Source organism: Pedomonas sp. V897 (assembly GCF_051304405.1).
GTDB lineage: Bacteria > Pseudomonadota > Alphaproteobacteria > Sphingomonadales > Sphingomonadaceae > Pedomonas.
In genome coordinates this window covers 113,564-125,000 of record NZ_JBPPGG010000005.1, presented here as the reverse complement: position 1 = coordinate 125,000, position 11,437 = coordinate 113,564, and the positions used below count along the sequence as shown (strand labels likewise).

9 protein-coding genes are annotated in these 11,437 nt (G+C 67.0%); 1 reads left to right on the top strand and 8 read right to left on the bottom strand.

What is annotated here, in order from left to right; all coding sequences use genetic code 11:
- Positions 1 to 13: 13 nt before the first annotated feature.
- The 5 genes from ACSJJU_RS13195 to hisS form a co-directional block, all read right to left on the bottom strand.
- Positions 14 to 1,429 carry an OprO/OprP family phosphate-selective porin gene (locus tag ACSJJU_RS13195; protein ID WP_435916048.1) on the bottom strand — a complete coding sequence of 472 codons (1,416 nt, stop codon included), beginning with the start codon at positions 1,427 to 1,429 and terminating at the stop codon, positions 14 to 16.
- Positions 1,430 to 1,674: 245 nt separating this feature from the next.
- Positions 1,675 to 2,238 carry a DUF4167 domain-containing protein gene (locus ACSJJU_RS13190; protein ID WP_435916047.1) on the bottom strand — a complete coding sequence of 188 codons (564 nt, stop codon included), beginning with the start codon at positions 2,236 to 2,238 and terminating at the stop codon, positions 1,675 to 1,677.
- Between the two features lie 139 nt (positions 2,239 to 2,377).
- A complete protein-coding gene (prmC, locus tag ACSJJU_RS13185; RefSeq protein ID WP_435916046.1) occupies positions 2,378 to 3,244 on the bottom strand; it encodes a peptide chain release factor N(5)-glutamine methyltransferase in 867 nt (288 codons plus the stop codon).
- Positions 3,231 to 4,319, bottom strand: a complete 1,089-nt coding sequence (gene prfA, locus ACSJJU_RS13180) for a peptide chain release factor 1 (protein WP_435916045.1) — start codon at positions 4,317 to 4,319, stop codon at positions 3,231 to 3,233. Before prfA ends, prmC begins: the two co-directional genes overlap by 14 nt.
- Before the next feature lie 3 nt (positions 4,320 to 4,322).
- On the bottom strand, positions 4,323 to 5,570 hold the full coding sequence (gene hisS, locus ACSJJU_RS13175) for a histidine--tRNA ligase (RefSeq protein WP_435916043.1): 1,248 nt from the start codon (positions 5,568 to 5,570) through the stop codon (positions 4,323 to 4,325).
- 185 nt (positions 5,571 to 5,755) lie between these two features.
- On the opposite strand from hisS, the gene ACSJJU_RS13170 reads away from it, so the two are divergent.
- Positions 5,756 to 6,214 (top strand): hypothetical protein, encoded by a 459-nt coding sequence (locus ACSJJU_RS13170; RefSeq protein ID WP_435916041.1) that lies wholly within the window; start codon positions 5,756 to 5,758, stop codon positions 6,212 to 6,214.
- Between the two features lie 295 nt (positions 6,215 to 6,509).
- On the opposite strand, the gene ispG is transcribed toward ACSJJU_RS13170, so the two are convergent.
- The 3 genes from ispG to ptsP all read right to left on the bottom strand — a co-directional run bounded on the left by ispG (position 6,510) and on the right by ptsP (position 11,391).
- Entirely contained in the window at positions 6,510 to 7,649 is a 1,140-nt protein-coding gene (ispG, locus tag ACSJJU_RS13165) for a flavodoxin-dependent (E)-4-hydroxy-3-methylbut-2-enyl-diphosphate synthase (protein WP_435916040.1), read from the bottom strand.
- Between the two features lie 210 nt (positions 7,650 to 7,859).
- The gene (locus tag ACSJJU_RS13160; protein WP_435916039.1) at positions 7,860 to 8,768 is read right to left on the bottom strand and encodes a helix-turn-helix domain-containing protein; all 909 of its coding nucleotides are present in this window, start codon (positions 8,766 to 8,768) and stop codon (positions 7,860 to 7,862) included.
- A gap of 409 nt (positions 8,769 to 9,177) precedes the next feature.
- Positions 9,178 to 11,391 carry a phosphoenolpyruvate--protein phosphotransferase gene (ptsP, locus tag ACSJJU_RS13155; RefSeq protein ID WP_435916058.1) on the bottom strand — a complete coding sequence of 738 codons (2,214 nt, stop codon included), beginning with the start codon at positions 11,389 to 11,391 and terminating at the stop codon, positions 9,178 to 9,180.
- Between the last annotated feature and the right edge of the window lie 46 nt (positions 11,392 to 11,437).

Genomic DNA, 11,437 nt, shown 5'->3' with positions numbered 1-11,437 from the left:
AGTCGCCCCGCGCTTACCAGTCGACCTGGGCGCGCAGGCCGAACACGTGAGCATTGGCGCTTGCGTCTCCGGCCGTCGCGCCGCCGCGCGCGCCGATGCCGCGACCATCGGCGCCGCGATTGATGTCGCTCACATCCACATAGACGTATTGGGCGGCGAACTTCACATAGTCGATCGGCAGCCAGATCAGGCTGATGCCATAGCCGGTCTGCTTGCCGCCGTTGACGAACTGCGAGACCGTGCCGCGGCTCACATTGTCGCTGAGGTCGAGGTAATCGATGCGGGCATTCACCTGCCAGGCCCCCAGGCCGCCCTTGCCGACCGGATCGAGCACCTTGGTGCGGTCGAACTGGCCGTCCTTGTAGCCGCGCGTCTCGCCGGTCAGGAAGTAGCCCAGCTCGATGTAGCCGCCGCTGAATTTGGCGTCGTCGGCCAGCCGCGTGCCGGAGGCAGCGTCATCCGCCGGAAGGCTCTCGTTCGGCGCGATGCCATTCACCTTCATGACCTGATATTCGGCCGCCGCATGCAGCGGCCCGAAAATGCCCGCGGCCTCCAGACCGAACAGATCATCGCTCCTGGCCGCCAGGTTGCCGGTATCAACAAAGCGGGTGGAACCGGAGCGGATGAACGGCCGGGCGCGGTAGCGGCTGCCCAGCGCATCGCTGTTGAATGCGCGGTGCTGGTAGGTGGCGCCGACGTGCAGCTGGCCGGCGCCGACCTTGGGCGCGTAGACCAGCCGCGTCCCGAACAGCCACTCATCGAGGCCACGGCTGCCGGTGATGGCGGTGTTGAAAACGCCCGCATCAATCTTGAAGTCGCCCTGCCGGAAGCCACCCGAGATGCCGAGGCGGCGGCCCGAGTAAAACGCCTCCGTCATCTGCGCGCGTTCGATGAAGGAGGAGAAGCGCGAGGAGGTCATCTGCTCCAGGCTGTAGTTGGTTTCCATGTTGCCGAGCTTGAGGCTGAACGGCGAATTCTCCGGCGCGTATTCGACCAGCACGTCGCCATAGCCAACGGTGTCGGGATCGGCGAAATCCACTTCGCCCTTGTACCTGAATCCGCCGGGCATCGCCCCTTCGATGCCGATGCGCACGCGGCGGAAATAGCTCTGGAAGCCCAGATCCTTGCCGTCCACCAGATCATCGGGGTCGGACACCAGGCCAGCGTCGTATTGGATGCGGCCGCGCAGCTTGAAGGTGAAGCCATCGCCGATGGCCTGCGGCGCGCCTTTCCAGCTGACCGCCTTTTCGTTTTTCTCAAGGCGCGCCTTCAGCGCGTCCATCTGTTTCTGAAGCTCCTGGAGCCGGGACTGAAGCTGCTGCGCCTCGGCAGACGATGCCTCCTGCGCCAGCGCCGGACCGGCACATGCCTGCGCCCCGGCCAGAGCGGTTGCCAGCAGGACAGCGCGAGAATTCTTGCGGATGGTCATTCAATGCCCTCACTTCTGGGTGCGTTGCACCCCCGCTCTAGTCAGGGCATGTGAAGCCTGGGCGACAGGCCGGTGACAGTTCGGTTACAGAGGCTGGACACGCAAGATTGTTGCATCGGAGCAACAGCACCTGTGCGCAGGCGCGCCGGGCCGCGCGCACAAAAAGCCGGCCCGCGCGCACAAAAAACGGCGCAGCCGCGTGTCGTGCAGCTGCGCCGTTTCTGTTCTTCAACCGTGAGGGTGCGTCAGGCCGCGTTCTCGGCCGTACCGGCGGACTCGCCCTCGGAGTCGGCCTTCACCTTGCGGGGACGGCCACGCCGGCGACGGCGGGGCGCTTCCTCGCCCTCGGCCGCGTCCGCACCAGCCTCGGCCGCAGCGGCTTCGTCGGCGACGGGCGCTTCGACGGAAGCCGGCTTCGCGTCCTCGGCCGCGTCCGCCGCAGGCTCGATGCTGAGGACAGGCTGGGCATAGCCCGGTGCCGCCGTCACCTCGACGGTATCCTCATCATAGCCCACATCGTCGGTGTCGCGATCATCCCGATCCCGCGAGCGGGTGTCCTCGTAGCGCGACCGGAATTCCGCCAGCACGCGATAGTAGTGATCGGCGTGCTGCATGTAATATTCGGCGAGAATCCGGTCACCCGCTGCGGTGGCATCCCGCGCCAGCGTCTTGTACTTTTCCAGCAGCTGCTGTGCATTGCCGCGAATACGCGCGTCGTTGCGGTTGCCCGCTTCCATCGGGCGACCACCTGATTGTGCAGGGCGCCCACCACCGCGTCCTCTACGGCGACCGCTTTGTCCGTTTCTCATTGACCCGTTCTCAAAATAATCTGCCCTAAGGGCAATCGCCCCATACGTCGGCGCACGTCACGGCGCCGTCATGCCCTGCAATCCGTCGTTTTCGGAAATCAGGTGGTAGAGGAAACCCTCAACCCTACCGACTTCGTGTCTAACCGTTTCCCGTCCCCATTCCAAGGGATTTCTCGCTTTTCCAGCACTCGATACAGCGCGGCAATCCGGCCAGGTCCCTGTGGATCCTGACGGAAAAGCCATTGGTCTCAGCGATGCGACCAACAGCCTCCGCTTGGGTGTAACCGATCTCGAAAAAGGCGCGCCCCCGAGGCGACAGCAGTCGATCCAGTTCGGGGATGATGCGCCTGTAATCGTCGAGACCGTCCGGGCCGGCAAAAAGCGCGGTCTTCGGCTCGAACGCCGCCACTTCGGGCGAGAGCGCCTCTCCTTCTCCGATATAGGGCGGATTGGAGAGAATGCAATCGAACGGGCCCGCAACAGCGCCGGCCCAGTCGCCGACAACGATGGCGGCGCGGTCGGCAAGCCCCAAGTGCCGGGCGTTGTCGGCCGCGACGCGCGCCGCCGCTTCCGAGCGGTCCACCCCGACGCCGAAGCTGCCGGAAAATTCATGCAGCACCGAGAGAAGCAGGCAGCCCGAGCCGGTGCCCAGGTCGAGCACGCGGGCGGGAGGCTGCGCCGCGAAGGCGCGCAGCACGGCCTCGACAAGCGTTTCGCTGTCCGGCCGGGGAATGAGCGTTGCGGGCGTGACCCGGAACTCCAGAGACCAGAATTCCCGCACGCCCGTGATGTAGGCCACCGGCTCGCCGGTCGCGCGGCGGGCGACCAGCGCCTCGAAGGCGCGCACGTCCTCGCCGGAGACATCGCGGCTGGTGTCGAGCAGCATCGTCAGGCGCGGAAGGCCCAGCACATGGGCCAGCAGCACCTCGGCATCAAGCCGCGGCTCCTGAAGACCCGCAACGGCGAGCTGCCCCGCCGCCCGGCGCAGAACCTCAGCTCGCGTCATCCAGCTGGGCCAGCTTTTCCGCCTGATCCTCCGCGATGAGCGCCTGGATCAGCTCCTCCAGCGCCTCGCCCTCCAGCACCTGCTCTAGCTTGTGCAGGGTGAGGTTGATGCGGTGATCCGTCACCCGCCCCTGCGGGAAGTTGTAGGTGCGGATGCGCTCGGACCGGTCGCCCGAGCCCACCTGCGACTTGCGGGCGTCGGCGCGCTCGCGCGCAACCTTCTCGCGCTCGATCTCGTACAGCCGGGCGCGCAGGATCTTCAGTGCCTTGGCCTTGTTCTTGTGCTGGCTCTTCTCGTCCTGCTGGCTGACGACAAGGCCCGTCGGCAGGTGGGTGATCCGCACGGCCGAGTCGGTGGTGTTGACCGACTGCCCGCCGGGGCCGGACGAGCGGAACACATCAATGCGCAGATCCTTCTCGTCGATCTGCACGTCCACTTCCTCCGCCTCGGGCAGCACCGCCACGGTGGCGGCGGAGGTATGAATGCGCCCGCCCGACTCGGTGGCCGGAACCCGCTGCACGCGGTGCACGCCGGACTCGAACTTGAGCTTGGCGAACACGCCCTGCCCGGTGATGGAGGCAACCACTTCCTTGTAGCCGCCGATGTCGGACGGCGAGGCGGATATCATCTCCACCCGCCAGCCCTGGCCTTCGGCATAGCGGGTGTACATGCGGAACAGATCGCCCGCGAACAGCGCCGCCTCGTCGCCGCCGGTGCCCGCGCGGATTTCCAGGATGGCCGATTTCTCGTCGGCCACATCCTTGGGCAGCAGCATGATCTGGAGCTTGCGTTCCGCCTCCGGCAGACGGGCCTTGATGGATTCGATCTCGTCGCGGGCCAGCGCCTTCATTTCCGCGTCGGCGGAGGGGTCGGTCAGCAGGCTCTCCGCCTCCTCCAGCTCGCGGCCCAGACGCGCCAGCTCGTTGGCCGCTTCGACCACCGGATTCAGCTCGGCATATTCCTTCGACAGCTTGACGAAGCGGTCCGCCGACGCGTTCGGGTCCGCCATGTCGCGCGACAGCTCGGCATGGCGCAGGCGAATGCGCTCGATCTTGGCTTGGGGAATGGAAGGCATGACTTAATCCCGATACGGCTGCAACGCGACCTCGACCTCGCCCAGCGGCACGGCCCGCTGCTCGCCGGTGGTCAGATCCTTCAGCATGAGCTCGCCCCGCGCCAGCTCGTCCTCGCCCAGAATGAGGGCAACGGGGCTGTTGGCGTCGTTGGCGCGCGACAGGCGCTTCTTCATGTTGCCACGGAAGCCCTGCTCCACCCGGAAGCCCGCGCGGCGCAGACGGGCGGTGAGCGCCGTGGCAGGCCCCTGCGCCGCCTCGCCCAGCGGAATCACCGCGATGGGCCCCTTGCCTTGCGCGGGCAGATCCACCAGCAGCGCCAGCCGTTCGATGCCGCCCGCCCAGCCGATGGCGGGCGTCGCGGGGCCGCCAAGCTGCTCGATGAGGCCATCGTAGCGGCCGCCGCCGATCACCGTGCCCTGCGCGCCCAGATGGGTGGTCGTGAACTCGAAGGTGGTGTGGCAGTAGTAGTCCAGCCCGCGCACCAGACGCGGCTGCACGACAAACGAAATGCCGACCGCTTCCAGCCCCTTCAGCACGGTCTCGAAATAGGTGCCGGCCTCGGCGGAGAGGAAACGGTCGAGCAGCGGCGCATCCGCCACCAGCGCCTTGTCGCCCTCGTCCTTCGAATCGAGAATACGCAGCGGGTTCTTGTGCAGGCGGGTCCGGCTGTCCTCGGACAGGGCTTCCTGGTGGCCCGAGAAATACGCCACCAGCGCCTCGCGCCACTTGGCGCGGCTGTCGCTGTCGCCCAGCGTGTTGATCTCCAGCTGCACCTTGCCCGCAAGGCCCAGCTCGTCGAGCAGATGCGCCGCCATGGTGAGCAGCTCGATATCCGCCTGCGGCTCGCCCGCGCCCAGGATCTCGGCGTCGATCTGGTGGAACTGGCGGTAGCGCCCCTTCTGCGGGCGCTCATAGCGGAACATGGGGCCGTGGGCCGCCAGCTTCAGCGGCGCCAGCTGCTGCCAGCCGTTGGAAATGAAGGCGCGGCACAGGCCCGCCGTGAACTCCGGCCGCAGGGTGATCGATTCGCCGCCGCGATCGGAGAAGGTGTACATCTCCTTGGAGACCACGTCCGTCGTCTCGCCGATGCCGCGGGCGAACAGTTCGGTGAATTCGAAGATGGGCGTATCAACCGGCTGGAATCCGTAAAGCCGGGCGAGGCGATGGAATGTCTCCACCACCTTGGCGAACCGCTGTGCATCCTCACCAAAAAGGTCGCGCGTGCCGCGCACGGGCTGAAGCTTGGACATGCCGATAATCTCCTTCGAGCGGCGCTTATAGAAATAAAACGGGCGCGGTGGAAATGCTGAGTTGAAGGAGGTTCCGGCAGACGGCCCACCCCGCAAGAGCAATGGCGGCCCGGCCGCCGCCCGGAACAGCAACGCCTGCCCCGGCGTTGACCGGCCAGGCCCTTCGTTCGTTCCGGGAGAATGCCATGCTGCCGCCGACCACCCGTCGCGTCGCCGACAATTCCTCCGCCGTTGCCAATGCCCGCATCCGCGACCGCACGGAACGCCGCCTCATGCATTACGCCCGCAACCCCGAGCTGATCGACCAGCGCCTGCGCGAACTGGACCGGGAGTGGGACATCGAGCGCGTGCTGGAAGCAACCGCCGCGGGCGCCTCCCTCGCCGGCTTCACCCTGGCCGTGGCCCGGCGCGACCGCCGCTGGCTGCTGCTGCCTCTCGGGATATCAGCCTTCCTGATGCAACATGCGCTTCAGGGCTGGTGCCCGCCCCTGCCCCTGCTGCGCCGCCTCGGCGTGCGCACCGCCGGGGAGATCGACACGGAACGCTACGCGCTGAAGGCCCTGCGCGGCGACTTCGGAACCGGCACCCGGCAACCCGGCAGCTTCCGCCAGCTGGCCCGCGCGGCGCTGGAGGCGGCGGGGTGATGGATTTGGGTTTCCTTGCTTTTTTGCAGGAGGGTCTTGGACCCTCCTGCACCTCCCTTGCTGTTTCAGGGACATGCGGACGGAGGGGGCCAGCTCGCTGAAGGTCTTTTGAAACGGCCGCGTTTCAGGCGCCCCCTTTGAAAGGTTCGCGAGGAAACACGGCCCTTTAGAAAATCCCGCTCTTCCAGCATCCTGCGGAAACGCGGCCCGAAAAACGAAAAGGGGGTCGCAGGGGGATCCGAGATCCCCCTGCCTTCAACAGGCGAAGCCTTAAACAACCTTGAGGCTAGCCCCCTCAGGCAGCGGACGCCTTGTCCTTCGCGGCGTTGGCCGCAGCGTTGGCGGCCTCGATTTCGGCGGCCTTCTTCTCGACCAGTTCGACGATGTGATCGACCATGGCCGCGTCCTCGATCTGGTGGTCGGTCACGCCGGAGAGGTAGACCATGTGCTTGCCGTTGCCGCCGCCGGTGATGCCGATGTCGGTCTCGCGCGCCTCGCCCGGCCCGTTGACGACGCAGCCGATGATGGAGAGCGACAGCGGGGTCTGGATGTGGCGCAGCCGCTCCTCAAGCACCTCGACGGTCTTGATGACCTGGAAGCCCTGCCGCGCGCAGGACGGGCAGGAGACGATCCGCACACCGCGATGGCGCAGGCCCAGCGACTTGAGCATTTCGAAGCCGACGCGCACCTCCTCCTCCGGCGGGGCGGAGAGGGAGACGCGGATGGTGTCGCCGATGCCCGACCACAGCAACATGCCGATGCCGATGGAGGACTTGACCGTGCCGCCGATCATGCTGCCCGCCTCGGTGATGCCGAGGTGGAGGGGATAGTCGCAGGCTTCCGCCAGCCCCTGATAGGCAGCGACGGCGAGGAACACGTCCGACGCCTTCACCGAGATCTTGGTCTCGAAGAAGTCGGCGTCCTCCAAGAGCTTCACGTGTTCGAGTGCCGACTCAACCATCGCCTCGGGGCACGGCTCGCCATACTTCTCGAGCAGGTGCTTCTCCAGGCTGCCCGCGTTCACGCCGATTCGGATGGAGCAGCCATTGGCCTTGGCGGCGCGCACCACTTCCTTCACCCGTTCGGCCGAGCCGATGTTACCGGGATTGATGCGCAGGCAGGCCGCGCCCGCGTCCGCCGCCTCAAGGGCGCGCTTGTAGTGGAAGTGGATATCGGCCACCAGCGGCACCCGGGCCGCCCGGGCGATCTCCCGGAACGCGGCGGTCGATTCCGCATCGGGGCAGGAGACGCGGATGATGTCCGCGCCCGCCTCCTCGCACCGGCGAATCTGGTCGATGGTGGCGCGGGCGTCGGCGGTGATGGTGTTGGTCATGGTCTGCACGGTGATGGGTGCATCGCCCCCCACCGGAACGTTGCCCACCATGATCTGCCGGCTCTTCCGGCGCTGGATATCCCGCCAGGGACGCACGCTCATGTCGGATCCTCTGAAGAAAACTGGAGGCGGCCTGCCGCCGATCGGCCCCTATATAGCGATGCCGCGATCAAATGTCGAAAACTGGCGCGCCCCGTGCGGCGTTTCGGCCCGACGCCCAAATGCGTGCGCCCGGCACGGGGCCGGGCGCGGGAATGCTCTGTCTGGCCAGGGAAGCAACGGGCAGCAGCAGCCGGGTCGCCGCCGCCTCGCCTATTGCCGTGGCGCGGCGCTGGCGGCGGCCCGCTCCTGCGCCAGCTTCCGCAGCGCGGCCGGGCTGAGATCGATGTTGCGGATCACCTCGCCCCGGCCTCCAAGCGGCGGCAGAACGGTGTCGCCCACCTGGATTTCCACCGCGCCTGCGTTGCCGGTCATCAGCCGCAGGTTGGGCAGGGCTGGCACCCGATAGGTCTCGCCCGCCTTCATGATGCCGATCTTGACGGCGCCGCTCACGCCATCCGAGATGCGCACCCAGCTGTCGTCCACGGCCCGGATGATGACCGGCCCGCTGTCGATCACCTGCGCGGCAGCGGCGGCCTGGGCCTCCGCCTTCTCCCGCGCCGCCACAGCCGGGGCAGCATCGGCCGTCTCCGGAGCGGCAGCCACATCGGCGCCAGTCTCGGCAGCCGCCGCGGTTTCCGTTTCACCGGCCTGCGCCGGTGCAGCCTCGCCGGCCGGTGTCTCGGCCGGCTGGCCAAGGGCCACCGGGTCCGCGAGGGTCAGCTCGGCCGCGGGCGCCTCCGGCGCCGGATCGGGCGACCGGCCCGTCCACAGCCACCAGACGCCAAGCGCGGCGACGGCGACCACAACGCCGCCCAGCACGAGGGACTTGGAAGGAATTCGGCTCTCATCGAGCGGTTCGGGGAAATAGACCTGCTCCGAAGGCGTGAGACGGCTCGTCTCCGCCTTGAACTGGGCGCACACCATGTCCGGCGACAGGCCCAGCATCTTGGCGTAGTTCCGTACGAAGCCAACTGCAAACGGCAACGCCGGCAACTTCTCGTGCTGATCGTCCTCGATGGCGTAGAGGAAGCGCGCCGGAATGCGGGTCTCCGCCGCGATATCGCTCACGTCGAGGTCCAGCTCCAGACGGCGTGTCCGCAGCAGCTGCCCTACGGACATCGCAGTTCCCCCTGCACCAGCACTGGAATCCGTCAAGGCAGTCATCCGCTTCTCCACAGGTTACTGGCCTTGTCAGCAACCGAATGATTTATCTTGAACTAAAACCCCGGAAGGTTGACGGCCAGAACAGCCGCCGTTTTCCCCTCGCCCCACTCATTAGAGTGGCAGCGCGGTTTACCTTGTCAATAACGGTTTGAGATTTCTGCCCACATTTTCACCACAACCGCAAGGGTGGAGGGGAAAATTAGCGATCGGCTGTTGGTTAACAAGGATAATACCATGGTTTCCAAGTTGCCAGACCCGTTATGACAGGGCCCGGATCGCTCTTCTCCGCCCGGCAGTGCCGTTCATAAGGGGTTCATGTTGCACCGTCTGGTGCAGCGGGCAGCCTTTACTTGTCAGGCTTCAATTATTGCAGGGGAATATTCTCTTCCCGGGCGAAGCGCTGAAGTTCCGCACGGATATCGGCAAGCGGATAGGTGAGAAGATCTGCCATCAACGTGCGCAGGCGGCCGAGATGGGTGTTGCGCACCACCATCTTGATCGGCCCGATCGCCGCCGGCGTGATGGACAGGCGATTCACCCCGAGCCCGAGCAGCGCCAGCGCCTCCAGCGGACGCCCGCCCATCTCGCCGCAAACCGACACGGTCTTTCCCGCCGCGCTGGCCTGATCGATGATGAACTTCAGGAACCGCAGGATGCCCGGCGACACCCAGTCGTAGCGATCCGCCAGCTTGGGGTTGGAGCGGTCCGCCGCCAGCAGGAACTGGATGAGATCGTTGGTGCCGATGGACAGGAAGTCGATGTGCGGCAGCAGCGCGTCCAGCCGCCAGGCCAGAGCGGGCACCTCCATCATCACGCCGTAATGGATTGTCGTGGGCAGCGGCAGACCGCGCCCGCGCAGGTAGGCGGCCTGATCCTCCACAATGGCGCGGGCCTGTTCGAACTCCCACGGCTCCGTCACCATGGGGAACATCACGTTCAGCGTCCGGCCCGCCGCCGCGTCCAGCAGGGCGCGCGCCTGCACCTTGAGCAGGCCCCGGCGCTCCAGCGCCACGCGCAGGGCGCGCCAGCCCATGGCGGGGTTTTCCTCCGGTCCGTCGTCCTGAAGATAGGGCACGGCCTTGTCGCCGCCGATATCGACGGTGCGGAAGATCACCGGCTTGTCGCCCGCCGCCTCGAGCACGGCGGAATAGAGCCGGGTCTGCGCCTCGCGGCGCGGCAGCGTGGCGGAGACGAGAAACTGGAACTCGGTGCGGAACAGGCCGATGCCGTCCGCATTGGTCACGTCGAGGCCGGACAGATCAACGCGCAGACCGGCGTTCATCATCAGCTCGATGCGGTGGCCATCCAGGCTCACCGCCGGCAGGCCGCGCAGCTTGGCGTAGGCCTCCTGCCGCTGCTGGCGCAGGGCGGCGTGGGCCTCGAACTGGCGCACCACATCGGGGGCCGGCCGCACGAACAGGCTGTCGTTGCTGCCGTCCAGCAGCAGGGGATCGCCCTCGTCCACCACCTCGCGCAGCTGCTTGATGCGCCCGAGCATGGGGATGCCCATGGCGCGCGCCAGAATGGTCACGTGCGCCGTCGGCGACCCTTCCTCCAGCACCACGCCCTTGAGGAAGCGGCGGTCGTACTCCAGCAGCTCGGCGGGGCCGAGATTCTTGGCGATGAGGATGGTGTCCTGGGTCAGGCCGGTCTGGGCGGCGGTTCCCATCTGCCCCGAGACGATGCGGAGCAGCCGGTTGGCCAGGTCGTCCAGATCATGGAGCCGTTCGAGGAAGAACGGGTCCTTGGTGTTGCGCATGGTCACGCGCGTGCGCTGCTGCACCCGCTCGATGGCCGCCTCGGCCGTCAGGCCGCTCTCGATCGCCTCGTTGATGCGCCGCGCCCAGCCTTCGTCGAAGGCGAACATCTTGTAGGTCTCGAGGATTTCCTCGTGCTCGCCCGGGGCGGCGAATTCCGCCTGGCTCATCATGCGGTCGATCTGGGCGCGCATGGTCTGGAAGGCGGCGCGCACCCGGTTCTTTTCCGCCTCGATGTCCTCGGCGACGGTGTGCTGGACGACGACTCGCGGCTCGTGCAGAACAGCGACGCCCCGCGCCAGCCCTTCCACCAGCCGGGTGCCGGTCAGCCGCACGGGCCCGGTGCTTTGCGCCCGCGCCCGGGCGAGAGACTCCTCGTCCACCAGGCGGGCGTTGGCGATCATTTCCGCCAGCACCATCGCCACGGTTTGCAGCGCCTCGATCTCCTCGTCCTCGTACTGGCGCTGCTCCATGTGCTGGACGCACAGCACGCCCAGCGCCTTGCCGCGCCGCAGGATGGGAACACCGGCGAAACTGTGGAACAGATCCTCGCCCGTCTCGGGGCGATAGGCGAAGTCCGCATGGGCGCGGGCCTCCGCCAGGTTGAGCGGCTCTCCGTTGCGGGCGATGTTGCCGACCAGACCCTCGCTCAGGGCAAGGCGGGTGACATGCACCGCATCCTGCGACAGACCCTCGGTCGCGAACAGCTCGAGCCAGCCGTCGCGCAGGAGGTAGATGGAGCACACCTCGCTCGCCATCGCCTGGGCGATGGCCTGCACGACCTGATTGAGCTTGGCCTGAACGCTTCCGCGCGAGGCCATCACATCGTGAAGACGGCGCAGAATGGCGCGCGGCGCGGAAACGACG